This window comes from Embleya australiensis, assembly GCF_051903075.1.
GTDB lineage: Bacteria > Actinomycetota > Actinomycetes > Streptomycetales > Streptomycetaceae > Embleya.
Genome location: NZ_CP182424.1, coordinates 105,946 through 130,678 on the forward strand (window position 1 = coordinate 105,946; position 24,733 = coordinate 130,678).

The 24,733-nt window shown below is 70.6% G+C and carries 25 protein-coding genes; 15 read left to right on the forward strand and 10 right to left on the reverse strand.

Features of this window, described 5'->3' with window-relative positions; translation table 11 throughout:
- Positions 1 to 175: 175 nt before the first annotated feature.
- Together ACMXN5_RS49340 and ACMXN5_RS49345 are read right to left on the reverse strand one after the other, a co-directional pair.
- Complete coding sequence (locus ACMXN5_RS49340) at positions 176 to 1,276, reverse strand: hypothetical protein (RefSeq protein ID WP_439681561.1); 1,101 nt, start codon at positions 1,274 to 1,276, stop codon at positions 176 to 178.
- Between the two features lie 155 nt (positions 1,277 to 1,431).
- The gene (locus ACMXN5_RS49345; protein WP_439681562.1) at positions 1,432 to 2,259 is read right to left on the reverse strand and encodes a hypothetical protein; all 828 of its coding nucleotides are present in this window, start codon (positions 2,257 to 2,259) and stop codon (positions 1,432 to 1,434) included.
- A 725-nt stretch (positions 2,260 to 2,984) separates the two neighbouring features.
- Here ACMXN5_RS49345 and ACMXN5_RS49350 point away from each other — a divergent pair.
- The 6 genes from ACMXN5_RS49350 (at position 2,985) to ACMXN5_RS49375 (ending at position 6,526) form a co-directional block, all read left to right on the forward strand.
- Entirely contained in the window at positions 2,985 to 3,653 is a 669-nt protein-coding gene (locus ACMXN5_RS49350; RefSeq protein ID WP_439681563.1) for a 2'-5' RNA ligase family protein, read from the forward strand.
- A 35-nt stretch (positions 3,654 to 3,688) separates the two neighbouring features.
- Positions 3,689 to 4,105: a 2'-5' RNA ligase family protein gene (locus ACMXN5_RS49355; protein ID WP_439681564.1), complete on the forward strand. Its 417-nt coding sequence runs from the start codon at positions 3,689 to 3,691 to the stop codon at positions 4,103 to 4,105.
- Between the two features lie 277 nt (positions 4,106 to 4,382).
- Entirely contained in the window at positions 4,383 to 4,982 is a 600-nt protein-coding gene (locus ACMXN5_RS49360) for an HNH endonuclease (protein ID WP_439681565.1), read from the forward strand.
- Between the two features lie 76 nt (positions 4,983 to 5,058).
- Positions 5,059 to 5,412, forward strand: coding sequence for a hypothetical protein (locus tag ACMXN5_RS49365; RefSeq protein WP_439681566.1), 354 nt, complete (start codon positions 5,059 to 5,061; stop codon positions 5,410 to 5,412).
- A complete protein-coding gene (locus ACMXN5_RS49370; RefSeq protein WP_439681567.1) occupies positions 5,412 to 5,879 on the forward strand; it encodes a hypothetical protein in 468 nt (155 codons plus the stop codon). Before ACMXN5_RS49365 ends, ACMXN5_RS49370 begins: the two co-directional genes overlap by 1 nt.
- A 38-nt stretch (positions 5,880 to 5,917) precedes the next feature.
- Positions 5,918 to 6,526: a 2'-5' RNA ligase family protein gene (locus ACMXN5_RS49375; RefSeq protein ID WP_439681568.1), complete on the forward strand. Its 609-nt coding sequence runs from the start codon at positions 5,918 to 5,920 to the stop codon at positions 6,524 to 6,526.
- A 71-nt stretch (positions 6,527 to 6,597) separates the two neighbouring features.
- On the opposite strand, the gene ACMXN5_RS49380 is transcribed toward ACMXN5_RS49375, so the two are convergent.
- From ACMXN5_RS49380 to ACMXN5_RS49390, 3 genes are all read right to left on the reverse strand, one after another.
- Positions 6,598 to 7,494 (reverse strand): endonuclease/exonuclease/phosphatase family protein, encoded by an 897-nt coding sequence (locus ACMXN5_RS49380; RefSeq protein WP_439681569.1) that lies wholly within the window; start codon positions 7,492 to 7,494, stop codon positions 6,598 to 6,600.
- An 86-nt stretch (positions 7,495 to 7,580) separates the two neighbouring features.
- A complete protein-coding gene (locus ACMXN5_RS49385) occupies positions 7,581 to 7,778 on the reverse strand; it encodes a DUF397 domain-containing protein (RefSeq protein WP_439681570.1) in 198 nt (65 codons plus the stop codon).
- The gene (locus tag ACMXN5_RS49390) at positions 7,778 to 8,659 is read right to left on the reverse strand and encodes a helix-turn-helix domain-containing protein (RefSeq protein WP_439681571.1); all 882 of its coding nucleotides are present in this window, start codon (positions 8,657 to 8,659) and stop codon (positions 7,778 to 7,780) included. Before ACMXN5_RS49390 ends, ACMXN5_RS49385 begins: the two co-directional genes overlap by 1 nt.
- Positions 8,660 to 8,967: 308 nt before the next feature.
- On the opposite strand from ACMXN5_RS49390, the gene ACMXN5_RS49395 reads away from it, so the two are divergent.
- The 9 genes from ACMXN5_RS49395 to ACMXN5_RS49435 are packed head-to-tail and all read left to right on the forward strand — an operon-like array spanning position 8,968 to position 17,718.
- Entirely contained in the window at positions 8,968 to 10,098 is a 1,131-nt protein-coding gene (locus ACMXN5_RS49395) for a hypothetical protein (protein ID WP_439681572.1), read from the forward strand.
- A complete protein-coding gene (locus ACMXN5_RS49400) occupies positions 10,082 to 11,161 on the forward strand; it encodes an enolase C-terminal domain-like protein (RefSeq protein WP_439681573.1) in 1,080 nt (359 codons plus the stop codon). Before ACMXN5_RS49395 ends, ACMXN5_RS49400 begins: the two co-directional genes overlap by 17 nt.
- On the forward strand, positions 11,161 to 11,622 hold the full coding sequence (locus tag ACMXN5_RS49405) for a hypothetical protein (RefSeq protein WP_439681574.1): 462 nt from the start codon (positions 11,161 to 11,163) through the stop codon (positions 11,620 to 11,622). The genes ACMXN5_RS49400 and ACMXN5_RS49405 overlap by 1 nt, the downstream gene beginning before the upstream one ends.
- Entirely contained in the window at positions 11,619 to 12,326 is a 708-nt protein-coding gene (locus ACMXN5_RS49410) for an HAD hydrolase-like protein (protein ID WP_439681575.1), read from the forward strand. Before ACMXN5_RS49405 ends, ACMXN5_RS49410 begins: the two co-directional genes overlap by 4 nt.
- Positions 12,323 to 13,123, forward strand: a complete 801-nt coding sequence (locus tag ACMXN5_RS49415) for a class I SAM-dependent methyltransferase (RefSeq protein ID WP_439681576.1) — start codon at positions 12,323 to 12,325, stop codon at positions 13,121 to 13,123. Before ACMXN5_RS49410 ends, ACMXN5_RS49415 begins: the two co-directional genes overlap by 4 nt.
- 59 nt (positions 13,124 to 13,182) lie before the next feature.
- A complete protein-coding gene (locus ACMXN5_RS49420) occupies positions 13,183 to 14,070 on the forward strand; it encodes a phytanoyl-CoA dioxygenase family protein (protein ID WP_439681577.1) in 888 nt (295 codons plus the stop codon).
- Positions 14,007 to 14,657: an L-threonylcarbamoyladenylate synthase gene (locus ACMXN5_RS49425; RefSeq protein ID WP_439681578.1), complete on the forward strand. Its 651-nt coding sequence runs from the start codon at positions 14,007 to 14,009 to the stop codon at positions 14,655 to 14,657. The genes ACMXN5_RS49420 and ACMXN5_RS49425 overlap by 64 nt, the downstream gene beginning before the upstream one ends.
- Positions 14,658 to 14,672: 15 nt before the next feature.
- A complete protein-coding gene (locus ACMXN5_RS49430; protein WP_439681579.1) occupies positions 14,673 to 16,790 on the forward strand; it encodes a phosphoketolase in 2,118 nt (705 codons plus the stop codon).
- Positions 16,791 to 16,803: 13 nt separating this feature from the next.
- Positions 16,804 to 17,718, forward strand: coding sequence for a phytanoyl-CoA dioxygenase family protein (locus tag ACMXN5_RS49435; RefSeq protein ID WP_439681580.1), 915 nt, complete (start codon positions 16,804 to 16,806; stop codon positions 17,716 to 17,718).
- A 249-nt stretch (positions 17,719 to 17,967) separates the two neighbouring features.
- Here ACMXN5_RS49435 and ACMXN5_RS49440 read toward each other — a convergent pair whose 3' ends face one another.
- The 5 genes from ACMXN5_RS49440 to ACMXN5_RS49460 all read right to left on the reverse strand — a co-directional run bounded on the left by ACMXN5_RS49440 (position 17,968) and on the right by ACMXN5_RS49460 (position 24,732).
- Entirely contained in the window at positions 17,968 to 19,110 is a 1,143-nt protein-coding gene (locus tag ACMXN5_RS49440; RefSeq protein ID WP_439681581.1) for an NUDIX hydrolase, read from the reverse strand.
- Positions 19,111 to 19,266: 156 nt separating this feature from the next.
- Positions 19,267 to 19,872 (reverse strand): NUDIX hydrolase, encoded by a 606-nt coding sequence (locus ACMXN5_RS49445; protein ID WP_439681582.1) that lies wholly within the window; start codon positions 19,870 to 19,872, stop codon positions 19,267 to 19,269.
- Between the two features lie 400 nt (positions 19,873 to 20,272).
- Positions 20,273 to 21,037: a PIG-L deacetylase family protein gene (locus tag ACMXN5_RS49450; protein WP_439681583.1), complete on the reverse strand. Its 765-nt coding sequence runs from the start codon at positions 21,035 to 21,037 to the stop codon at positions 20,273 to 20,275.
- A gap of 421 nt (positions 21,038 to 21,458) precedes the next feature.
- Positions 21,459 to 23,390 carry an ATP-binding cassette domain-containing protein gene (locus ACMXN5_RS49455; RefSeq protein WP_439681584.1) on the reverse strand — a complete coding sequence of 644 codons (1,932 nt, stop codon included), beginning with the start codon at positions 23,388 to 23,390 and terminating at the stop codon, positions 21,459 to 21,461.
- 244 nt (positions 23,391 to 23,634) lie between these two features.
- The gene (locus ACMXN5_RS49460; protein WP_439681585.1) at positions 23,635 to 24,732 is read right to left on the reverse strand and encodes a hypothetical protein; all 1,098 of its coding nucleotides are present in this window, start codon (positions 24,730 to 24,732) and stop codon (positions 23,635 to 23,637) included.
- Between the last annotated feature and the right edge of the window lies 1 nt (position 24,733).

Here is a 24,733-nt window from a genome sequence, read left to right on the forward strand (position 1 = left end):
ACCGTGTCGCCGGGAAGCCGGTACTGCACGATGTCGGCGGCGGTCCCCGGCAGGGTCGACACGGGCGTCAACGACGACCGGACGGTGCCCGCCCCGGGACTGAACAACCGCTGTAGCACGAGGATTTGCGTAGTGCGGGGTACGCGCTCGCGCGGTCGGCGGCCGGTCCGCCGCGCTACCCGATGTGTCCGAGGGCCATCCGCTCCGCGTCCTCTTCGGTGAGCGCGAGGTGGTGCGTGGGTTCGTCCTTCAGGTGCGTCCTGATCTCCACCTCCCACAGCGCGGCGCGCGGATCGTACTGGAGCGAGTCGGTGTGCTGGTACCAGTGCATGAGCACCCGCCAGGTCCGGCGATCGGGCCGAGGACTGGCCTGGTGATCAAGTTCCAGGTGGTGATGGCCACTCCCCGAGGCGATGTGTTCGCGCAGTGCGTCGGGGACGACTTCCGGGTTCGAGGCGCGTCCAAGAATCTGGGCGAGGTCCTGCGCGCAGGAGAGCCCGGGCCGGCTCGCGAGGTCGAGCGAGGGCGACGGGCGATCCTTGAGCGAGCCGGGTGTCCGATCGGGCCATCGCAGGTCCGCGCCGGGGGCCAGGTCGTGTCGGGCGATGTACCGCATGCCGTCGATGTCGTCGAGATCGACGACGTAGCCTGCGGGGCCCGTGACGATCCGGGCATCGTCGTCGAAGGTCCAACTCGTCTGGCGCACATACCCGTTTTGGTCCGCCAGAGGGCCCGAGGTCACCCGCACGCGTTGGTGGGTATCAAGTGCGCGGCCGTTGGCAGCGAGCGTGTCCTCGATGACGCCGGCGGCCCAGTGGGTACAGATCTCCACGGCCGGGTCCGGCAGTCCTCGGCCGATGCCCCGGGTCATTCCGTCCCACCGCGGCTCGGGCGACGACTCGTCCGGCGTGCACGGGAGACCGTTCGGGGACGAGGACGGACCGTTGAAGGAGGACGACGGCGCCGTGGGGTCCCAGGTCCGGTTCAACCAGATCCACCGCAGGGTCACCGGATCGGTGGACCCGCCCGCATCGTTCACCGGAACGAGGTGGTGACCGGCGCGAGGCAGTTCGGCTTCCACAAGCGCGATCAGACACCGATCGTCCCGCAGATGCCACAACGCCGACTCCCAGCACACCTCATCCACCGGCAGCCCGTCACGCAGGTGCAGCGCGTACAAGGCCATAGCCAGGATGTCCCGGATGGCGACGTCGTCCCAACTGTCCTCGCGCAGCCCGCCGGGCCGTGTCCCGTGGGTCGCAGCACTGGCACGCAAAACGGCGTCACCCCACGCGCCGGGGGTCGCCCGTACCACCCCAACTTGCCCCATCAACGACTCCCGATGCTCGAAGGCGGCCCGAGGGCACGCCGTTACGTCGCGTCCGGCCACAACACCTCAAAGACGCGTGTCCCGGGGCGCAGTGGTATCCCCTACCGAAGGAAGCAGCGGCCCCACGGGTCGTAATCCTCGCTCATGTCGACACCGGCCACGGACAGATCACCCGCGATGCCACCCCCGAAGACCTCGACGTTGCGCACCGCGTTGCGCACCCGGACCGCGTCGAGGATCCGGGGAGTGCCCGTGTGACCCGCGGGGCATTCGAACGTGACGCTGCCACCGTCCACGCTCAGGACGCTTCCCGCCTGCCGCTTGCACACCGCGCATCCGACGATCAGCATCGCGCCACTGCCGGGGCGGACGGTGACGACCCGCACCACTCCCGCGACCGCGACACGCAGCGGGCCTGTCGGCTCCGGCGCCGTCGGGGATTCCACGACCGACACCCGGTCCAGGACTCGAGACAGCCGCTCCACCGCACCCCGCAGGGCCGACGGGCCGGGCTCCATGTCGCTCATCGGTTCCGCGGGCTCCCACTGGTTCACCAATTGCGCGCGCAGGCGCGAAATCGCATCGTCCGCGGCGGTGTGGCCGGCGTCGCGCAGAACCGCGTGGATGCGGTCTCTCAGCTCAGCGGGCTCGCCGCGGTAACCGGTCCGGCCGTTCAACGCGCCGCGCACGGCGTCGAGTTGCACCGTGCCGGCCGCAACGCCGCCTTCGTGGGCAAGCGTGTACAGGGTCAGCGCCAGTGTGCCCAGGTCGGAGTCCGCCGTGCTCGGCTGTGACGACCAGGTCGAGGCGAGCAGCCGAGCCGCGCGGTCCACAGCGGCAGACCACGACTCGCAGACACCCGTGGGCAGCAGAAGCCCCATGGCGTCGGGCAGGCTGCGCCCGGTCGCGCCGCCACGTCGTGTCTTCATCCCCACACTCCCAAGGCATCGGCGAGAGTCTTCCGCGTCACATGATGTGCCATGCGGTGCTCGGTGAACCAGGCAATCCTCGGGAGCTGGCCGAGCACGCGGGCCGCCCGGATCGAGCGACTCAAGGAGGAGAACGCCGAACTGAGGAAACGGGTCGAGCTTTCCGAGTTCAAGACCCTGGCGGTATCCCGACTGCTCGCCCAGCACGCCGAGATCGAACTCCTGCGTCGGCAGGTGGCGGCACCGTGCGCAAACTGCCGGCCTGCTCCAACGCCAAGGCACGGTACGGCTCATGCAGCTGCCGACGCACCCAACCACCGCCATGCTCGTCGCCTTCTCGATCTTGGCGGACGGGGCGAGTCGCCGGTCAGGACCGGCCCGGCGTTCGGATCACGCGGCGAGCACTTCCGTGTCCGTTGCGGCAACCGCGGATTGCGCATTGATCCAACTCCGCCCGGCAAAGCACGAAACCCGGCAACAAGACCGCTGCCGGGACAGGCGCCAACTCTAGGGCACCACGAGGATCGTGTGCCGCAGAAGCACCACAAGAAGCCTCAGTCCGACGGAACTTGGCCAGTCGCAGCCATTGCACACACCGGGCACGATCACCTTCTGATCGTGCCCGGACCTCCACCCGTACGAAGACGATCGATCCGGCCTCCGGGCGCTGCGAACTTCCGAGTCCGACCAACGCACTCAGGGCCGAGCCAGTACGTTGGCTCGACATGAAACCGTTCAGCTTCCGGCAGGGGCAGGACTTGTGGGAAGCGGGGAACACGCCGTCCCTTCTGCACGCCTACATCACTGTTGATCTTGGAAGCCATCCCGAACTCGCCGAGCTCATCAGCGGCGTTCGTGCCGCGACCAAGGACGATCCGCTCGCTCACGTCGGCGACCAGTGGTTTCACATCACGCTCTACCAAATGAGCTCAAAGCCCACCTCCGCAGTCCCCGCAGAGGAACGGCAGGCACTCGTTGCCGAGTTGACCAAGCAGATGCGGTCCACCATGCCCTTCACCGTCACGGTCGGCAGCCCACTCCCGTACGGCTCGGGGCTGATTTTTGACCTTGGCCCGGACGAGCCTCATAACGCTCTCCGCGCCGCCACCACCCGCGCCTTCGAGGCCATTTGGGGCGTCGACGCCACCTCCTACGACACGGCCGTCCTCCACCTCACCGAGTCGTACGCCACCGCCGAGGTCACCCTGGAGCACTTCCACCAGATCCACCGACGCGTCCGACGCGTCCGCCCCAGCCACGCTCCCCTCCACATCGACTCCATCGAACTGGTCGACGTCTCCGCCAGCGCGTCCGAGAAGACCATCACGTGGGAGTCCGTCGCCCCGCCGATTCCGCTCGGCGCCGGCACGCCGACTTCGCCAGGACGACTGTGAGGCTGGACACAACGACGACGTCGCGAGGCACTCGAATGCGACACCGAGCATCCGCTGTGGGTACGACACGCACCGCTCGATCGTCGCTCCCGAAAGCGACACGACCTGCGGGGGACACGTCCCGTGCCGCGACTTACAGCGGAGTGCTCGCCGACGTTCACCCGGATGAACCCCTCAACGACCTCCATCGGACCGTCCGAGCCGCCATTCAGGCCGTACGCGGACCCCACGCGACGGGCTACCCCAGCAAGGTGCCCCATCTCACCATTGGGTACGCGGCCAGCGAGTGCGACTCCGATCAAGTCCAGAGGAAGCTGCGCAACGAAGTACGGCCGGGCCACGCGCCGATGCACGTCGAAGCGGTGCACCTCGTCGACGTCAACGCCGACGCCCAAGCCAAGACGATCAGGTGGGACGACGTGGCGAGGATCCCCCTCGGCACGATGCTCTGATCTTACGAAGAGAAGAGACGTAGCCGTGGCATTGGGGGACGGTATGGATGAAGGTTGGCTTCCTGTCTGGCTGGAGCACGTGCAAGCACGTCGCGTGGCGCCCGGGATGGAGCGCGTTCGGGGCGTCCTTGGACAGTTCGGGCCTGGTCGCAGGATGCTGCCGGGTGATTCGGTCGGAGTGGGAAAGACAATCGAAGCGGGCCTGATTGCCGCAGAGATGGTTCGTGGGGCACGCAGCCCACGCATGAGCCAAGTCGTGGACAGACCCGGGCACGGGGTGAAACAGCTGCTCGACTCGGCGGGTTACGCCACGACGCCCAATGAGACGATCCTGCGTGCGGAGCCGTTCGCACGCAGGAGAATGCGCGTGAAGACGGTCTCCAGGCGGGCACGGTACGTCGAACTGCGACAGCGGGCCGAAGCACGGGAAGAGAACGGCCACGACCAGGACCGGGCATCCACCACCGGAGAGCACCGGGTGCGCGACGGCGGCGCACGCGAGGCAGTCCTGCTACGCAGCGAGGGCCGGTGCGAGAATCCCGACTGCCTGCTCCCCGCCCTGCCCTACCGGACCAAGGCAGGACAGCCCCTTCTGGAGATCGACCACATCGACAACCACGCTGCGGGCGGCCGTGACCACCCGAGCGCCATGATCGCGCTGTGCCCCAACTGCCACGCCAACAAGACGCGCGGCGCCGATGGCGCCGCCCTGCGCGAACGTCTGAGGGTCGTGGCAAAGGCGCTGGACGCCGCCCTCGCACCTGAAGAGCACGAGGGGGAGGGGCAGCCGTCGCCGACTGGTGATGCCCACCCGGCGATCCTGGCGATGGACACACCTGAGGGCTCCGCGGCACAGCCGAATGCGACACCGGGATGACTCGGCGAACACGGCACACGCTGCTCGCACGTCCGCACCTGTGGGGGACACGCCTTGTGCCGCGACTTACAGTGGCGTGATCGCCGACCTCAGCCCGGACGGTCCCTCGACCGCTCTCCACCAGGCGGTCCGCGAGACCATCCGCACCGTCTGCGGGGCCGACGCCGCGCGTTATCCATGGTCCACCCAACACCTGACCATCGCCTACGCCAACGGTGAGGCCGACTCCGATCAGGCCCAACGACTGCCGCCTCGCGTACTGCCCGGGCACGCCCCGATGCAAAGCTGCGCGATTCGTCTCGTCGACGTCGCCGCCGACGCCGAGGCCGAGGCCGAGGCCGAGGCCATCACCTGGCAGAACGTGGCAGCGATCCCCCTGGGGCCGGCCGCCACGCCCGCCCCTCTACCGGAAACGGAGACCGTGACCTGATGGCCCAACCGACCGACCTGCACCCGGACATCGAGCACATGCTCGAACTGCTCGCCATGATCCCGGGCCCCGACGACATCGACTTCTGGAACGACGTCAACGCCGGCCGCTACACCAGCGGGCCCGAGGGCGGGCTCCTCGACAGCGGATACTTCACCGGCAAGGTTCGCACCTTCCTGCACCGGTATCTCGCCACCGGGGATCCCGTCGATGCGGCTGCCCTGGCGAAGTACCTCTTGGTGTTCTTCGACTACGACGCGGACTCCTTGCGCGGCGCGGTGGACTTCGCGGTCGGCGACGCCCCGCGGCTCGTGCTGGGGCCGCGGTGGATCGCCGACATGACCGACACGGCCTGGCGCGTGTACGTGCACAACGGAGGCCGCCACATCGTCAAACTCCCGTGGCGGGAGGTCCTTGCCGACAAGTGGCCCGAGACCCGGGATCGGACTCCGACCACGCAGGACTGACGATTCCCCCACCCGTAGGGCCGACACGGAAGGTAGCGATGGAGACGTTCTTCACCAAGCAGAAGATCTGGCCCGGCGGCCCCTGTCCCCACTTCCTGATTCTCTTCGACCGGCATCCCGAATTCGGGGAGTACGTCCGAGCCCACCACGAGTTGCTCGCCGAGTACGGCGACAAGCTCGGTGTCATCCCCGAGCGGTGGCTCCACTCCACCATCCAGGGCATTCACCACCGCGTGACGGACGAACAGATGGAGCAACTGAGGAACGCGACGCGGGAGGAGGTGCGCGGAATGCGGCCCTTCACCGTGCAACTCGGCCCCACCTGGCCCGGCATCACGGCGGTGACCGTCGCGATGTACCCCGAGACCGGCATGGCCGAGCTCAACAAACGCGTCCGGGCTGCGACAAACGCTGTTCCCGGCATCTCCCTTCGTCCCGAGGAGGTGAAATTCTGGGCACATTCGACGATTTGCTACGCCCGGCAGGACTTCGACGACCGACGGCTCAATCGAGCGTTGCGGGCCCTTCGGCCCGAGCGGGTCGACATCACCATCGACCGGGTCCACCTCGTGAATCAACGCCAGGATCCCGCAGCCGGCACCTATACCTGGACGGTGGTCGAGGAGTTCCCCTTCGCCGCAACCTGAGGAATCGGTCGGGGGCACGGCGTTCAACCGCCGACCAGTGGTGGGGCTTCCGGAAGTCTCGCATCACGCCTCTACTCGGGTTCGACTTCGACGACGACCGGCAGGTGGTCGGAGCCGGCGAGCGTGTCCGGGGTGCGGATGGTGCGGTGGGAGCGCAGCCCGGGTATGAGGTGCCTGGTGATGCGGATCGTGTCGACTCGCCGCTCGCCCCATTTGTCCGGGTCACCCTTCCCGTCGGGCCAGTGCCCGCTGGAGGGTTCCCACGGTGTGTCGAGGAGGGCGGCGGTGTCGAAGAGCCCGCTGCGGCGCAGGACCTCGCTCGCGCGGCGGTCGGCCACGGGCGTCTCGCTGGGATCCTCGCGCCACTCGATCTGGTACTCCAGGTCGATGTGGTCCTGATGGGTGTACGGGTCGGTGTCGTAGTAGGTGCCGTCGGGGCGCCGGTCGGCGCTGATCGCGTTCCAGTCCGCGCCGATGGCCCCGGGGGTGCCGGCGCGGAAGGCGGAACTCACGCGCCTGGCCTCGTTGTAGCGCCAGTCGGGTCGGAAGGGGTCGCCGTGGAAGCTGGCCAGCTTGATGTTCTTGCCGCCGACGTCGAGGACGACGGTGGCCATGCTGTGCCAAAAATCCGGGGCCCCGTTGTAGGCCCTCCAACCACCGGGAACGGGTTGGATGTCGGGATGCCACAGCATCGCGGTGTGGTAGGTGTGCTGGCTGGAGGCCAGGGCGGGGCCGGCCGGGGCGCCGGTCTTGGGGTCGGGCGCGGTGGTGCAGGTCAGGCCGGTGTCGTCGGCCAGTTTCAGCAGGACCTTCGCGCCGTCCTCGGGCTCGTCGCCGATGATCTCCTGGACGGCGAGCGCGTGGACGTCCATCCCGCGGATCGCGTTCACCAGGTGGCCGTACCGGACGTGGTCCGCGCGGCCGAGTATGCCGCCCAGGTTGAAGAGGTTGTAGGTGCCGAAGCGCATCGACGGGTCTCCTTTCGACGGGCGGAACGGTGCGACTGCGCCCCTCCCGCAGCTCGTCGCGAAGATCTCGAGCGTCGCTCGGTGCTTCAGTTGTCCTTGAGGCGGGCTTCGAACTCGGCCCATGCCTCGGCGGCGTACGTGAGTTCGGCGCGGGCGCGGGTCTTGGAGTCGCGCACGTCGATTCCGCGTCGGGTGGGGGCGACCTCGACGCAGGCGCCGCCGCCGTTGGTGTGGGTGCTGGTGCGCCAGGCGCGCGGGTCGGTGACGGGGTGGTTGTCGTGCATCAGGCGAGGTCTTTCATTCGTGTGGCGATGAGGTTCTTGGATTTCTCCTGGTCGAGGGCGGCGACCATGAGGTGGTCGAACCAGCGACCGTAGGCGCGGATCTCGTCGGGGTCCTCGAGGAACCAGGCGCTGGTGAGGTGTTCGAGGTAGACGACCGGGGGGTCGGCTTCGGGGTCGGGGAACTCGAGGATCGTGAACGGTGTGTCCAGGGCGGGGTGTTCGCCGACGGCGAGGGGGAGGATCTGGACGACGCTGTTGGGTGATTCCGCGGCGTCGATCAGGCGCGCGAGTTGGGCGCGGAAGACGTCGGCGCCGCCGACCGGGCGCAGGAGCGCGACCTCGTCGATGACCACCCATCGTTCGAGTGGTGTGGAGCGTTTGGTCATCTCGTCCTGGCGTTGCATGCGCAGGTCGACGAGACGGTCGATGTCGTCGGCGGCGAGGTCGACGTGGTGCGCGCGGATGAGGGCCGCGGCGTAGTCGCGGGTCTGGTGGAATCCGGGGATGAGTTGTCCCTGGTAGGCGCGTACGGCGCCGGCACTGTTCTCCAGGTCGACGTAGTTGTCGAGGAAGCGGGGCAGTACGTCTCGGTAGCGGTACCACCAGCCGATCTCGCGGCGGTTGCGGGCGAGGGTGACGAGTTCGCGGCGCAGGTCCTCGTCGGTGACGCCGTACACGTCGAGGAGGTCGCGGACGTCGCCGTGGTGGACTCCGACCTTGCGGTTCTCGATCCGGCTGATCTTGGTGTGGGACCAGGCGCCGCCGACGGCGGCGAGTCGTTCCGCGGCCTGTTCGCCGGTGAGGCCCGCGGCGATGCGCAGGCGTCGGAGTTCACGGGCCAGGCGGCGTCCGCGCACGGTGGTGGAACGGCGTGCTGCCATCGAGGTATCCCTTCCTCCCGCCGGTCAGTGTGACGGCCGCCGCGAGGCGTCCGCAAGCACACCGCGGATTCGCCCGTAACCGATCGGCGATGACCGAGTTTGACGTATGCGCAGAAGGGGGTTGCGGATGCGCAATGTGCGCATCCACCCTGGGCGAACCGGTTCGGGTGCCCCACGGGTACGACCCGGACCGCCGCCCCGCGGCTCGGTGGCGGGCGCAACCGTCGCCCGTTCCGAGGTAGTGAAGCCAGTCGAAAACGCGAGGAAGTCGTCGGCGCCCCGGTGTCGACGACGGATGGGTTGCCGCCGTGACCGATGTCGACCACGCGCCAACAGTGCGATCCGCGCCGGGTCCCCTCTCCGGGGCCTGCCGATTACGGGACATCGAACGCGAGGCTCTCGCGCACGACGTCCCGGTCGAGGACGCGCTGTTGATCGCCGTCAACCTGTTCGGGATCTCGTCCGAACACCGCGACCGCCACCGCGCCCGGGTGATGCTGCGTCTGGTCCGCAGCCCCGGATACGCCTGGCAGGTGATCGTTCCGCTCAATCGGCCCGCGTCGCCGTTTCGCCTGCACGGGAGTGACCTGGTCGTAGACGGGCGAACCGTTGCGTACGTGGAGGGGATCGACGCCGACGAGGCCGTCGGGGGCTATTTCCGTGACGGCGGCCGCGCCGTCACGCTGAATCCGAACGCGCGCAGTCGTTGCACCGGATGCGCGTTCTGCCCGAACACCCTCGAGGCGGCAGCCGACCCCCGACTGGCCGAGGACCGCGGCCTGGACCAGCTCCTGGCCGCGCTGACCGCCCAACACCCGCGCCGAGATCTGTCCGAACTCGCCGAAGTCACCGTCTCCACTGGTTGCTTCGAACGCGAGGACCTCGCGGTGGCGCACCTGCTCGCGCTGCGCGGCGCGCTCACCCGTGCCCGGGTCGACGCCCGCATCGGCTTCCTGACCTCCGTGCTGCGCAGCGACGAGGCGTTCGCCACGCTCGCCGCCGCGGTGGCCCCGTTCGTGCTGCGCCTGACCAGTGAATGCTTCACCCGGCGCGCGGTGATGCTGAAGTCGACCAAGGCCGACCTGCGCCCCGGGGACATGCCGGGCCTGCTGGCCCGCGCCCGGACCCGCGGCCTGGACACCTCCTACACCTACATCGTGGGCCTGGACCCGCTGCCCGACCTCGCGCGAGGCATCGAGCGCATGCGCGACCACGTCACGGCATTCCCGAACTTCCAGGTCTTCCAGGCCCACAACGTGCTGATGGCCGGGCTGCGCACCGCCGGCGCCCAGTCCCTGGGCTACTACCTCACCGCGCGTGCGCACATCGAACGCGCCATGGCGCCCACCGGGCTGCGCCCGATCGCCTGGGAGTGCTATCGGCCCCTGTGGTACTTCACGTTCGCGGGAGAGGACCTCCTCGGTGTCGCAGTGCCTTGAGGGGGGAGCGGCGGGGCTCACGGTCGAGAGCGTCGACGTCGTGGGGCTGGGGCCCGGTCCCTTCGCGCCCGGTGACGGGCGCTTCGCGGTCGTGGCCCGGGCCGGTGGTCTGCGCGGCTGTTACGGACCCGTGGACGAGATGGTGGCCGCGCTGGTCGCGGCCCGCGTGGGTGGACTGGCCGTCGGGCGGCGCGTCGACGACCACGCGGGGACGCGGGCCGTGATGCTGCGCGCGTTGGGGCCCCACGCGCGCGGGTTGGGGGAATGCGCGGTGGGAGCAGTGGATTGCGCGCTGTGGGACCTGCACGGGCAGGCCGCCGGCGTGCCGGTGGCTCGGCTGCTGTGCCGTGAACCGGCGTCCGAGGTCCCGGCGTACGCCTCGTGGCTGTCCCTGGACACCGCCGCGGTCGACGCCTGCGATCGGGTCCGCGAGCTCGGCGGCAGGGGGTTCGCCTTCACCAAGTGGGGCCTGCGCCGCGGACGCGAGGCCCGCGGCGCGGAGCTGGCCGAACGCGCCGCCCGGCTGGCGTGCTGGGCGGGTGGCGCGGTCGCGGTCGACGCGCTGGGCACCTGGGACATCGCGTTCACCGACGCGTTCGCGCGCGCGAGCGGCCCGCGATCGGTGCTCTGGGTCGAGGACCCGCTCGCCGAGACTGACACCCGCGAGTACGCGGAACTGTCCCGACGGGCGTCGCTCTCGGGGGTCGGATTGGCCTTCGGCGAGCGTGTGACCTCGCCCGACCACGCCCGGCGCCTGCTCGCGGTGTGTCCGCCGGCGGCCTTCACGTTCGATGTGCTCTGGTGCGGCGGCATCACCGCGGCGATGGAACTGGTGGAGGCCGCCCGCCGTTTCGCCGTTCCCGTCTACCCGCACGGCCGAGCGCTCGTTCCCGGCCTGCACGTGGCCGCCGCGTGTGCCGACGTCGTGCGCGCGGTCGAGTACCAAGTGGCGTGGGAACCCCACCGTCAGGCGTCGTTCACGCACACCTTCGTCCCCGACCACGGCTCGATCCGCATTCCCGACCGGCCCGGCCTGGGCCTGATCCCACACGAGGAGCGGTGATGGCGCGCACACCGGTGGACCTGGACGTGAGCGGCGCATGGCGGCCCGGCCCCGGCGGCGAGGAACAGTTCGTGCTCACCCGACGCCTGACCGGGCGGGATACGTACCTGTCCGGGATGCTCGCCCTTGCGGGCACCCCGGCGATGCCCGTGCGCGTCCTGACCCTGGACGACGTCACCGTCCTGGTTCCCGACCCCGTTCCGGAGCCGACGGTCACCGGGGCCCCCGCCCCCGCGGCGCCGGAGCCCGTACGGGAAGGTGTCCTGCGGCTGCGGGCCGCGGGTCGGCCGGCCCCGGTTCCCGTCGACCTGGCCGAAGCCGCGGAGGCCGCCGGCCTCGACTGGGCCTCGCGGGACCCGATCGAGGTGCGACACCTGCTGGCGTTCCTGGCCGAGGCCCGCGGGGAACCGGTGCGCCGCGAACGCATCCGCGTGATCGTCGAATCGTTGACCCGCCCATGAGCAAGCCCCCTCCCGATACCGCTCGGGCCGGGCGGGCGCCGTGCCGGCTGGTCAGCCTGGACGTGGGCTGGACCCTGGGCGCGCCGCGCGGCCCGAGCCTGACCCGGCGACTGGTGGCCATGTCCGTCCTCCCGCAGGCCGAGGCCAAACGCATCGTGCAGCGACACCTGCACGTCGCCGACCCCACGCAGGCCGTCGTCGGTGCGATGTGCGCGCAACTGGGCATCGACCCGGCCCGGTTCCCCCGCGACCACACGCCTCCGGAGTTCGCGTGGTGGCCCGGGGCACGCGAAGCCGTGGCCGCGATCGCGGCGCGGGCACCGGTGGTCACCATGTCCAACGTGTGCCGACACGACGAGGAGTCGGCGATGTCGGTGACCGACGCCCTGGGTCCCCACCTGAGCGCCCATCACCCGTCCTGGCGGTTGGGATTCGCCAAACCGGACCCGCGCGCGCTGGCCGCCGTGGCCGCGCTGCACCACGTCGCGCCCGGCGAGCTGATCCACGTCGGCGACAGCCTCGACTACGACGTCGCCGGCGCCTTGGGAGCCGGCGCCCGAGCCGTGTGGATCACCCGATCCCGCCCCCGATACACGACGGGACTGCCCGACACCGTCACCGTCGTGCCCGATCTGGGCGCGGCCGTGGAGCACGTGCTCCACGAAATCGCCCACTCCCTACCCGGCAAGGAGCCACCCCGGTGACCACGTTCTCCGGCACCGCCGCCCACTACCGCGCCCACCGGCCCGGAATCCCCGACCGAGCCGCGGAACTCCTGACCGCCGCGGCGGCCGAACTCCCCGCACCGCGCACCCTTTTGGACCTGGGTACCGGCACCGGGCAGGTCCCCGCCGCGCTGCACGAATCGTTCGCGCGGATCGATCTCGTCGAAGCCGACGCCGACATGCTCGCCGAAGCCGAGGCCGACCTGCGGCCGCGCCTGCGACCGGGCACCGCCCTCCACGGCCATCACACCCGCGCGGAGGACTTCACCGCCCCGAACGCGTCCTGGCGAGCCGACCTGGTGACCGCCGCCCGCGCGTTCCACTGGATGGACCAGGACCTTGTCCTGGGCGTCCTCGACGGGTGCACGTCGCCGCGCGCCACCGTCGCGATCATGGGCGACGGCAGCCTGTGGACCGCGCGCACCGCCTGGACCGACGCCCTGCGCGCCCTCATCCAGGAATACCTCGGCGAACAACGCCGCGCTGGCACCGGCGCGACATACGCCGCCCCCGGCCGCCCGTACGCCGAGGTCCTGCGCGAATCGGCGTTCTCCGCCGTCGAGGAACACCACATCCCCATCGTCCGCACCTGGACCCCCGACCACGTCGTCGGCTACCTCTATTCGACGTCGTTCGCCAACCGCGCCCTGTTCGCCGACCGCGCCGCGGACTTCGAACGCGATGCCCACACCCTCCTCGCCGACCACGCCGCCCGCGGCGAGGGCCTGACCGAGCACGCCTCCTTCCAACTCCTGCTCGCCCGCCGCCCGCACTGACGACCACCCGCGCGCCCCGCACGCCGCGGGGCGCGCGGACACCCCGCAGGGAGGACCCCTTGGCGCACCGCAGCGCGCTCACCGACGACGACCGGAACACCTTCGCCCGGGACGGTGTCCTGGTGTGCCGCGCCCACGCGGACCGCCGCCTCGTGGACCGGGCCGCGCGCCTGGTCGACGCCTGGTACCGGAACACGATCACACCGGACCTCGACCCCGATCGACTCGTCGCCTACACCAACCGCACCTTCGCCCCGGAACTCGCCGACCACCGCGACCTGATCGCCCTCTACACCGACACCGGCCTCGCCGACCTCGCCGCACAACTCCTGCACCCCGCCGCCCCGTTGCCCGTCACCACGGCCCAGGTCCAGATCCGCGTCCCGCGGCGGACGGCGGCCCCGGCCGGGTCGCTCCCGCGGCAGCCGACCAAGGCCATGCACGTCGACGGCATCGCCTGCCCCCACCTGGACCCGGCCGAACTGCGCACCTTCACCCTGCTCGTCGGCGTCCTGCTCACCCCGGTCACGGCTGCCGACGGCGGAGCCCTGCACTACATTCCTGGAGGCCACCTGCGCATGGCCCACTGGTTCGCCCACGAACGCGCACCCGGCGAAGGCGCCCAGACACCACCCGACATCGCGTCCCGCACCGGCACGCCGCTGCTCGGCGCGCCCGGCGACGTCGTCCTGATGCACCACCTCGTCCCGCACCGCGTCGACACCAACCACACCCCCCTCCCGCGGCCGATCGTGTACTTCCGCGTCACCCACCCCGACCACCACGCCCACGTGGCCGACGCGCTGCGCGACCCCTGGCTGGAATACCCCACCCTCCGCGCCCACGCCGCCCGACACGCCACCCCCGACGAACGGAGCCACGCGTGCACGTCCTGGCCCCCGACGACCTCGACACCGCCACCGACCACCTCGCCGCCGGCCGGATAGTCGCCGTCCCCACACCCCGCTGGTACATGCTGTGCGCGCTCGCCGCCGACCCCGTCGCGTGCGCGGACATCGGCACCCTCAAACGCCGACCGCCCGACAAGCCCCTGCTCCTGGTGATCGGCCAACCCGCCCAGGCACGGGAGCGCTTCGACCTCGGGCCCGACGCGCACGCCCTGATCCTGCACCTGTGGCCGGGCGAACTCTTCCTGCGCCTGCCCTGGACCCACCCCGGCACCGCCCCGGCCGCCATCGGCTCCCCCGCCCTCGTGTCCTGCCCCACCGGCGTTCTCGGCGCCCTCGCCACGCGCGTGGGCGCGCCCCTGGCCGCAGCCGTCGCCTCGATATCGACTCCGTCGGCCGGCCCCGACGACCTGCCCGCCCTCACCGTCACCGCCGTCGCCGCCCTCGCCACCCAAGCCCATGCCGGCCACGTGATCGGCGCGGTCCTCGACGGAGGAATCTGCCCGCAGGGCCGTCACGCCACCATCGTGGACTGCCCCCGCGGCGCACACGCCCACCTTCTGCGCGAAGGGACCGTCCACCCCCGCGCCGTCGCCGCCGCCCTGCACCACCCCGCCCACCGGTGAGGAGCAACCCGCCACATGCATCCCGACACCGCGATACCCCAGTGGAGCCGGATCGCCGCCGCCGCACGCGAAAGCACCCCCGACGCCGCCGTCAACGGGGTCCGCGACGCCCTGGACTACCTGTGCCTGGCCCAGCTCTACCTGCGCGACAACCCGCGTACGCAGCGCCCCTTGACCCGCGAGGACATCAAACCCGCCCCCTCCGGACACTGGGGCGTGTGCCCCCCGGTCAACGCGGTCCTCGCCGCCCTGGGCCCACTACAGCGCGCCACCCACGCCCCGCATCGCATCGACGTCCTCCACGGAGCCGGACACGCCGCGCCCTCCGCCCTCGCCCACTCCTACCTCACCGGCCGCCTCGGCACCGCCCACCCCGCCCTGACCCGATCCGCCCACGGACTGCACACCCTGGTCACCGGCTTCCCCCACCCGGACCTGGGCACCGAGATCACCCCCCTCATCCCCGGACACCTCCACACCGGCGGACAGCTCGGACCGGCCCTGGCCATCGCCCAGGGCACCGTCCTGGACGCACCCCACCGCCTGGCCGTCGTCCTCATCGGCGACGGCGAATGCGAGACCGGCGCCACCGCCGCCGCCTGGCTCGGCCGCCGCGCACTCCACGACACCGGCACCCACGGCACCGTCCTACCCGTCGTCCTGCTCAACGGCCAACGCATGGGCGGCCCCAGCCTCCTCGCGGGACTCACCCGCGACGAACTCGACGCCTACTTCACCGGCCTTGGCCACCACCCGGTCCACACCGACGCCACCCACACCCCACAGCTGCGCGACGCCCTCGACCGCGCCCTCGAACTCGCCCGCCCTCTCCACGCAACCGGGCCCACCAGCGTCCTGATCGTCACCCTCCCCAAGGGTCACGGCGCACCCCACACCGTCGACGGCCACCGCATCGCCGGCACCCCCGCCGTCCACAAGACGCCGCTGCCCAATCCCCGCGACAACCCGGAACAACTCCACGCTCTCACCCGCTGGTTGGCCGGCTACCGCCCGACCGAAATCCTCACCCCTGACGGCCACCCCGCCCCCGCCCTGGGCCCCGCCCTGCCGACACCACCGATCGACGACGAACCCCTCCCGGCGCCGCGCGGCTGCATCGCCACCGGCGTCCACGCCGCCCACAGCGCACGTTCACTCCCCGACGTCCTCGACGACCGCGCCGCACAGGGGCCCTTCCGCGTGTTCAGCCCCGACGAACTCGCCTCCAACCGACTGACCCACGAGCACGGCCGAATCCCCGACTGGGCATGCGAAATCCTCAACGAGGAGCTGTGCCACGCCTGGGCCCAGGGCTACACCGAAACCGGCCGCCATGCCCTCGTCGCCACCTACGAGGCGTTCGCGCCCGTCAACACCAGCCTGCTCGTCCAACAACTCAAACACCGCGCCGTGCGCCGCCACGCCGGGCTCCCCGCCCTGCCCTCCATCGTGTATCTGCTCACCAGTCTCGGCTGGCACAACACGTTCACGCACCAAAACCCCGGACTGGTCACCACCGCCCTGGCCACAGGCGACCCCACCGTCCACGTCCTCACCCCGGCCGACCCCGACCGCGCCGCAGCCAACCTCACCATCGCACTGCGCAAGCTCGACCGCTGCACCCTCCTCGTCACCGGCAAACACCCCCTGACCCGACACCCCACCGACACCCTCGAAACCGAACTCCGCCACGGCATCGCCCGCTGGCCCCACCTGTCCGACCCCGGCGAACCCGACCTCGTCCTGGCCTCCGCCGGCGACCTCCCCGCCCACCAACTCACCGCCCTGGCCGGCGCCGTACACCACTCACACCCCCACGCGCGGGTGCGATACCTCCACATCAACGACCTGACCGTCCTCGGCGAGGCCGGAACCCGCCCCCTCGCCCTCGCGGACGACGACACGTTCACCGACCTGTTCACCACCCACGCGCCGATCGTGCTCGCCACCACCGGCAACACCGCGGACATCCACGCCCTCCTGGGACGCCGCCACCCGGGCCCACGCCTGCACGTCCGCGGCTACAACGACCCAGGACGCCCGACCACCACGCGGGAACTCGCCCGCCACAGCGGCCTCGACATCGAATCCCTCACCCGACTCGTCACGGAACTGCTCGACAGAGCCCAGTAGAAGGAGCCCGCCGATGACCGACACCGCACAGCTCTCCTCTCGCACGACCACCCCGGCGCGGCCACCCACCCAGGAGGCCCTCGACGAGTTCGACCACGGCGGTTTCGTCGTCCTGCGTGACGCCTACGACGCCCGCGACCGCGCGGACATGCTCGCGGCCGCCCGTCGCCTCCTCGCCTCCGACCTCACCCGAGGACGAGACCGGGGCGGAGACGGCAAGGACGGCTTCCGCGGATGCCTCACCCTCGACGACACCTTCCTGCCCCTCCTGGCCAACCCGCGCACCCTGCCGACGGTCACGGCACTCCTGAGCCCGAACATCCACCTCCTGTCCGCACACCTCATCGCCCTGCCCTTCGGACCGCCGCGCACCATCCGCATCCCCGAACGCACCGGATGGCACCGCGACATGTACGGCGTCACCGACGACCTCGGCGCCGACAACACACCCCGCCTCGCCGTCAAGGTCGCCCACTACCTCACCCCACCCAACCCGCACTGCGGCATCACGATGTTCCTCCCCGGCAGCCACCGCCTCGCCCGGCCGCCGACAATCCCGCCCGGCGAGATCGACCCACCCGACGCGGTCACCCCATCCCTAAGGCCGTGTGACGCCGTCGTGTTCGAGAACCGCACCTGGCACGCCGGGGGCGTCAACCTCTCCCCCGCCCCCCGCATCGCCGTGATGATGCAATACGGCTACCGCTGGCTCCAATGCATCGACGACCCCGTCCCCGACGCCCTCACGCGCCCCGACCTGACCGCCGTCGAACGGCAACTCCTGGGCACCCCCGACCGCAACCCCGACGGCTCCCTGGCAAAGGGAACCGGCAGCGCACCCCTCCGACAATGGTGGAATCACCTGCACTCACAGAACTCGCCCCAACGACCCACGCCCAATCCCACCGCGCCCGCCACGCAAACCTGAACGGCCGCCACCCCGAACGGAATGCGCTCGACGGCCGTCGCCCGCAGGCCGTACGCGTGGGCGAGCCTGCCCGCCACGGCGTCCTCGACCCGACCGGCGGCATCATCGCGCACTGTCACCGCCGTAGAGTAGCGGCCGCCATCCCGTCGAACCCGCCACAAAGGGCGCAGATCCTGGACTGCTTCCCCGAGTCCCCCGACGGGCCCGGCGGACGGTCCGGGACCAGGGTCCCGGACCGACAGCCCGGTGTCATCGTGGCGGCCCGACCTCCCGCCGCGGCAGGCCTCCGTCGCGCGGGACCTCGGCCACGGACCTGTCCCCCGCGATCGGGACACCGAGTAGTTCGTGCGCGCGGCGTTGCGCGGATCGTGCCTCCCGTAGGCCGTCCCGGCCCCAGCCCAGAAGGTCGACGGCGGTCGCCGGGTCCACCAGGAGCCGGCGCCATTCCCGGTCCGTCGCCGGATCCGGCCGGGACGGCGCGAGGCGGGCGAGGCGGGCGGCGTACCGGGCCCGGGCAACGGGTTCGCCGCCGTGGACCAGCGCGTCGTGGTCGTAGAGGTAGCCGATGTAGGCGCTCGCGCCCAGCGCGGCGCCGGCCTCCTCGTGCGCCTCGCGGGTCAACGTCACCAGGGCGTCGGCGTCGGAGTCCTCGGTGCCGCCGCCCGGTAGTGCGAGCAGGCCCTGGTCCGCGACCAGGAGCACCCGGCCGTCGTCGGCGAACAGCCATCCCGATGACTGCGCGAGGCGCAGCGAACCGGGCACGGGCTCGTCCGGGTGCCAGATCCACGGGCGGCCCATGCGCGGCGCCGCTCGAAGGCCGAGTTCGCGGCGCAGGGGCTCGTTCCCGTGGTCGCCGGCGCGGATCGGGGCCAGGCGTTGCGCGGCGTGGCCGTCGTCGTGGACGGTGTCGTGGGGTTCCTGGAGGTGTAGGGCGTAGGGGGCTCCTTCGCGGATGGCGTCCAGGGCGACGCGGGTGTAGGCGACGAGGTCGTGGGGAAGGTCGTCCGGGTCCGCCCAGACGAGTTGGTCGTGTTTGTGGGGTTCGGCGTTGCGTACGGTGTCCACGTCGCCGGGGTGGCGGGCGCCGGGCCATCCCTCCGCGGTGAAAAACCAGCCGATGCGCAACGGCCCCTGTGGTGGGCGGTGTTGCAGGACCAGGTCGCAGCGGAGCATGGCGGGGTGCAGGGCCACGCCGGTCTCTTCGCCGACTTCGCGGACGGCCGCAGTGACGACGTCCTCGCCGGGTTCGACCTTGCCGGAGGGCAGGCACAACAGACCGGGTGCGTACGGCGAGGTTCGGCTTCGGCGTAGGAGCAACAGTTTCGGTCCACGGCGCAGCAGTACGTGCACGTCTACCGGGCATCCGGCTTCGGGGGGTGCGGCCGATTCCATATGGAAACCCTTCGTGGAGTTCGTTGTGTCGTGCGGTGGTCGTCTCGCGGGACCGGTGGAGCCCTCCGGGGTGGGTTGTCTGTGCGACGGTCGACGCGGGCGGTGGTGCGCTGACTCCGGCGACGCGGTCCTTGGCTGCCGGGTGGGTTCGCGCACCTACGCGCGGGCGATAGCGGCAAGGAGTTTGCGGGTGAAGCGGTGCATGTGTGGATCGAGGGTGTGCTGCGGTTCGGCGAGGACCCGAAGGGGCGACAACCATCTGATCGCGTCGAACTCTCCTTCGTCGAAGGAGGTGATCTCTTCCGTGGTGCCGCGTAGCACGAACCACAGGCACACGTCGATGTGTGTTCCCTCGCCGCGCGTGCGCGTGACCGTCACGAAGAACGGATTCCGGTCGCCGTCGCGTGCCGGGGCGGCTTGGATGTGCAGTTCCTCGCGGCATTCACGCACGACCGCCTCCCATGGGTCTTCCCCGGGTTCGACGTGGCCGCCCGCGGGGAGCCACAGGCCGGCCTTGCGATGGGCCCCCAGCAGGAGTTCCTCACGGCGTTGGTCGAAGACCACGAAGTAGACGACCAGATGCTTCGGCGGAACGTCGGGTTTCCGTGTCCGGTACAGCGGTTCCGTGCCGGCGGCCCACCGCGTCGCCGTGGCGAGGTGTCCGCGCTCCTGCTCGTCCCAGGGACGCACCCCGTCCAGCAGTCTCGTCAACCTTTCCCGGGCCGAAGACTCCGCAGTATTCGTGACATCACTGGTGGTCATGGTCGGACGATGTCACGGCGTTGTGACATCGTCGGTTGTTCCGGACGCGGATGCCTGTCGCACGGTCGATGCCGGGTGCTCGGCGGGCAGTCAGCGTGGCGTGCTTGCCCGAAAGAGTGAGGAATCGTGTTTCCTACAAGGCTCTGCTCGGCCCGTTCAAGGAAACCCAAGCGGTGCAGACCGGCGGAGGCGTCTGCGGGCCGAGCGGGAGGCTGCCGGGCCCCCGATGGGAATGTAGGGGCGACCGGCGGACCAGCCGTGCCGGAAGCCCTGAAGTGGAGTTCGGAATGGCTCGTCCAGGACGGAGCTTGCGGGCGTTGTCGAGGGCCTTGGGGTCGGTGATGTGACCCCGGGCACCGCGTTCATCCCCTCGGGTGTCCCGGCTCGGGCCGAGCGAGGATCATGCCGTCGGCTCGGGTGGCGTGGGCGTGGTTGCGACCCGGGTGTAGTACTCGGTGGAGATGATCCGGTTGCGGACGTCGGCCGGGAGGCGGGACAGGATGCCGGGCAGGGCGCGTTCCCGGGCCACTTCGCTGTGGTGCGCGAGGATGGCGCGCCACTTCGGCTCCAGCCAAGGCCGCACGTCGATGGCGGTGACGTGCTCGTCCGGCACGCTGAGGACCGTCTTGCGGACTCGGGTCAGCAGTGGGCCCAGCTCCGCGACGCCGGAATGGGGGTGGGTGGCCAGGTGGACGGCGCCTGGCTGCCAGGGGGCTCCCGCTTCGGGGTAGAGGTGTTCGAGCCCTGCGGCGTGTGCGGCGACAAGGGTTGCGCGGTGGGTGTGGACGTGGTCCGGGTGACCGGTGAGTTGGCCGTACGCGTCGTGGGTGACGACGATGTCGGGTCGGAACTCGCGTACCTGCCGGACGATCAGCGCCGTGACCTCGTCGAGCGGGGCATCGAGCAACCGCGCCCGTCCGGGGGCCGATTCGGGGATCCGGGCGTCGGCGTAGCCGAGCATGCGTGGCTCGCCGGCTCCGAGCATCCGGACGGAGTCGGCGAGTTCGTCGGCTCGTCGGCTGTCCGGCGACCAGGTGGCGGTGACGACGGCGGTGCGCGCGCCCGAGGCGGCGTGCCGGGCGAGGAGGCCGCCGGCGAGCAGCGCTTCGTCATCGGGGTGCGCGAAGACGGCGAGCACGCTCGGCAGGGACGGAGGCGCGGTCATGGCGGTGGCTCTTCCTCACGAATCGGGTCGGGTCGGGGTGCGGACGCGCCGGGTGGCACGTTGCGGTCGGTGTCTCAGGTCGGCTCCGGCCGTCGGCGGACAGGGCGACGTCGCCCTGTCCGCCGACGGCCGGCGTCCTCGGGTGTGATCGGCACACGCGGAGTGCAGAACCTATATTTCATGTAGGTTCCACGGCTCGACGGACAATCGGACGCTCCTGAGCTGCGATGTTCGGAGGGTGGGCGGCACCATCAGGGCCAGGCTCCTTCGCTCGATCACGAGCAATCAGCCGAGCTGGACTACGAATCGGTGGACAGTCAGCGGGAGAAGCCGCAGGCCGGGTGATCCGTTGCCCACCGTTTCGCGGAATTGCCCATCCGGTGTCCATCTCGAACGAACGGTGTCCCTCGGAGCTCGGAACCTACATTTCGGAACGGTAGGCGTCCCGGTCCTGCTGTAGGCGCCACAAATCCCGCATCAGTCCGGGCTGATTGACCAAGGCATGAAAGGTGTCGGACTGCACCACGCGGCCCTTGTCCATGACGACCACGCGGTCGGCGATCGAGGTGTTCGCGAGGTTATGGGTCACCAGGACGACGGCCCGGTCGCTGGCCAGATCCCGCAGACCGGTAAAGATCCGGTGCTCGGCTCGCGCATCGAGGTCGGAGGTCGGTTCGTCCATGACCAACAGTCCGGCGTCGCGATGTACGGCTCTGGCCACGGCGATGCGCTGCCACTGTCCCGGGGACAGGGCCACGCCTCCCCACCACTCCCGGGCCAGGAGGGTGCCCAGCCCCGAACGCAGCGTTCCGATCACGTCGTCGGCGCCGCCGGCGTGGGCCGCCGCGAGCACGGCCGCATCGCCCTCCGCGCGTGGTTGGCCCAAGGTGATGTTCTCCCGTGCGGTCATGGGCCAGCGGGCGAAGTCCTGCGGGACCACCGAGGTCTGTTTCCACATCGCCTGCGGATCCAGGTCGGCGACGCTGACCCCGTCCCAGGTGACGACACCTGTGGTGGGCAGGTTGAGGCCCGAAAGCAGTTTCATCAGGGTCGACTTGCCCGATCCGTTCTCGCCGACCACGGCCACGATCTCGCCCCGGCGGACCTCGAAGTCGACGCCGCGCAGGGTATCCCGGTCGGCCTCGGGGTAGCGGAAGACGACGTTCCTCAGCGCGATGTGCTGCGGTCGCGCCGGGACAATGTCACCGCGGTCCAGGCGTTGGCCAGCGGCCTCGGTGACGAACCGCTCCCAGTCGTCGAGGTACAGGCCGGTGCGCAGCAGGTCGCGTCCGTAGCCGACCAAGCCCTGCAACCCGGTTCCCGCCGACCGCAGGGCGAAGATCGCCGTTCCGGCGGACGCCGCCGAGATCCGCCCGGTCCCCAGCAACAGCAACACCGCGCCCCACAGCACCGAGGACGCCAGCCCCGTGGCGACGGCGCCCACCACGGCGATCTTCGCGCGCTCCCAGGTCGCCCGGTTGCTGGTGTCCTCCACCCGCACCGCACTGGCCTTGTACTTGTCCAGGAGGTAGGGGGCCAGGGTATCGGTGCGCACCTGGTCGGCCTGCTCCTTGGCGATCAGGTGCCACCGCAACATGGACATCACCCGGCGGTCCTTGTGGGTGGCCACCACCGCCAGGTACGTCACGCGCTCGCCCCGGATCGAGGCCACCGCCTGGGGCACCGCCGCCAACAGCAGCAGCGGCAGCAACAGCGGGTACAGGCTGGCCAGGACCACGGCCGCAGCAATCAACGTGGCCAGGGAGGAGATGTAGTTCTGGGACTGCCCGATCATCTCCCGGCTGACGTCCACGCCCCGCTCGGCGGAGTCGAAGCGGTCGTTGAAGCCCGGGTGGTCGTAGGCGGCCTGCTCGGCGTTGGTCGCCGCCTCGAGCATCTTGTACTCAGCCTCGCGGCAGATCCGCGGCGAAAGGCGGTTGGACAGGCCCTGGATGATGATGCCCAGCAACGCCCGCAAGCCAGCGGTGGCGGCCAGCACCGACACCGCCGGGACCGCCGCGCCCAGCCGCCCGGGGTCGTGTGCGGTCTCGATGAGTACGGAGAACGCGGCCGTGGTGGCGAACAACCCCAGCGCCGCGGACACCCCGGACACGAGCTGACAGGCCAGCAGCCATACGACCGCCTTGCGGTCGACCTCCCACGCCAGGGCGAAGGTTCTGCGGATCAGCGACGGGAGGCGGCGGGCCATGCTGCGGCCGGTCAGCAACTCGGCCAACTCCAGGCTGTCACCACCCGGGTGATCGAACACCGGCCTCTCCTCGGCGGTGTCCTTCGGGCCCGACTCCTCGGCCTCGCCGTCCTTACCGTGCACCTTGCGGGCGGTCTCCGTCACGCTCTGGCTCCTCCTTCGAGACGATGCCCGGTTCGAGACCGACGTTCCCGGCTCGCCCCGTCTGGGTCGTGCGTGGTGCGGTGATTCAGGTGCGGAACAGAGCCCGGGGGCGCCCGCGTTCGACCGGTTCCGGATCGCCGTGCGCGCAGTCGTACCGGATCCTGGAGACGGCGTCTCGTGTGGCCTGAGCGGTCGGGAGGTCCGAAACGTCTGCGGTGTCGTGTGGATGGTTGGCCACCGAGGGTCACAGATGCCGGCGGAGTGCGGCTTCGGCCTTGTCGACGGCTTCGGTGAGGGCTTGCGTGTGGGTTGTGGAGAGATTCCCGGCATCGAGCCCTGATGCGGTGAGCACGGCGTCGAGTTTCCGTGTCTGGTCACCGGTCAGGAGGGAGCGTGTCGGGTGGTGGTTCAGGACGTCGCGAGCGGCGTAGGCATCGAGGGCGGCCACGTCGACGACAGCGTCCCGCACGAGGGCGGCGTCGTGACTCGTCCGGTCGCGGCTCAGGTCGAGTGCGGTCAGCCCGGCTCGGGCCTGGAACGCCGCAGTCGTCGGATCGGGCGGGGCGATTACCGCGAGCGTTCCCCGCAGGGCAAGGTCCAGTTCCGGCTGCCGGGTTGGTGGGGTCCGGGGCCGACAGTGGACGCGCAGGAGAGCCGCGATGGCGTTCTCCCACGGTTCTGTGGGGACGGTGGACTCGATCATGACGTGGGCCTGCCGATCGAGGCCGCGTTCCATCAACGACATGATCATGATCTGGCGGCCGTCGAGCAGCCGGTTGCCGACGCCACGGTGCGCGGCCATGGTTTCGGCGGCCTCGGTCCAGCGGCCGATCCGCGCCAGGGCCCTGGCGCCGTCGATGAGGACGGTCACCCACAGTTCCTCGCAGATCTTCCGATGGTCCGCGTCCGTGCCGATCAACACCGACAGGTCGACCTCGTGGTCGCGGATTTCGGTTGTTACGCGCCGCTGGGCGGCGCGGTACAGCCGTCTGAGTACCTCATAGGCGCCTTCGCCGTCGCCTTCGCGGATCAGCAGTCGGGAGATGTTGACCAGGGGCATGAGCGCCATCACGGCGATGTCCCCGGTGAGGCTTCCGGCTTCGGCAAAGGCCCGGTGCTGCCTCCAACACAGTCGGGCGGCCAGGTCGGGCATCCCGACGTCGGAGGCGATCAGCGCGGCGTAGTTGAGGACTCCGCAGGCGCGAGCCACCAGATCACGGTGGCTCGCGCCCGCAGGCTCGACGGGCAGCGCGGTGAGGTGGATGATGCGTTCGGCCAGCGGTAGCCCGGGTGCCTTGGGCCGGCGCACCAGGGGGATGCGGTCGGCTATCGCGGGGATCATC

Excerpts from the sequence above, each read along its gene's own strand:
- ACMXN5_RS49345 (WP_439681562.1), bottom strand. The coding sequence starts at position 2,259 with ATGAAGACACGACGTGGCGGCGCGACCGGGCGCAGCCTGCCCGACGCC.
- ACMXN5_RS49350 (WP_439681563.1), top strand. The coding sequence starts at position 2,985 with ATGAAACCGTTCAGCTTCCGGCAGGGGCAGGACTTGTGGGAAGCGGGG.
- ACMXN5_RS49355 (WP_439681564.1), top strand. The coding sequence starts at position 3,689 with ATGCGACACCGAGCATCCGCTGTGGGTACGACACGCACCGCTCGATCG.
- ACMXN5_RS49370 (WP_439681567.1), top strand. The coding sequence starts at position 5,412 with ATGGCCCAACCGACCGACCTGCACCCGGACATCGAGCACATGCTCGAA.
- ACMXN5_RS49375 (WP_439681568.1), top strand. The coding sequence starts at position 5,918 with ATGGAGACGTTCTTCACCAAGCAGAAGATCTGGCCCGGCGGCCCCTGT.
- ACMXN5_RS49380 (WP_439681569.1), bottom strand. The coding sequence starts at position 7,494 with ATGCGCTTCGGCACCTACAACCTCTTCAACCTGGGCGGCATACTCGGC.
- ACMXN5_RS49385 (WP_439681570.1), bottom strand. The coding sequence starts at position 7,778 with ATGCACGACAACCACCCCGTCACCGACCCGCGCGCCTGGCGCACCAGC.
- ACMXN5_RS49390 (WP_439681571.1), bottom strand. The coding sequence starts at position 8,659 with ATGGCAGCACGCCGTTCCACCACCGTGCGCGGACGCCGCCTGGCCCGT.
- ACMXN5_RS49405 (WP_439681574.1), top strand. The coding sequence starts at position 11,161 with ATGGCGCGCACACCGGTGGACCTGGACGTGAGCGGCGCATGGCGGCCC.
- ACMXN5_RS49410 (WP_439681575.1), top strand. The coding sequence starts at position 11,619 with ATGAGCAAGCCCCCTCCCGATACCGCTCGGGCCGGGCGGGCGCCGTGC.
- ACMXN5_RS49430 (WP_439681579.1), top strand. The coding sequence starts at position 14,673 with ATGCATCCCGACACCGCGATACCCCAGTGGAGCCGGATCGCCGCCGCC.
- ACMXN5_RS49435 (WP_439681580.1), top strand. The coding sequence starts at position 16,804 with ATGACCGACACCGCACAGCTCTCCTCTCGCACGACCACCCCGGCGCGG.
- ACMXN5_RS49440 (WP_439681581.1), bottom strand. The coding sequence starts at position 19,110 with ATGGAATCGGCCGCACCCCCCGAAGCCGGATGCCCGGTAGACGTGCAC.
- ACMXN5_RS49445 (WP_439681582.1), bottom strand. The coding sequence starts at position 19,872 with ATGACCACCAGTGATGTCACGAATACTGCGGAGTCTTCGGCCCGGGAA.
- ACMXN5_RS49450 (WP_439681583.1), bottom strand. The coding sequence starts at position 21,037 with ATGACCGCGCCTCCGTCCCTGCCGAGCGTGCTCGCCGTCTTCGCGCAC.
- ACMXN5_RS49460 (WP_439681585.1), bottom strand. The coding sequence starts at position 24,732 with ATGATCCCCGCGATAGCCGACCGCATCCCCCTGGTGCGCCGGCCCAAG.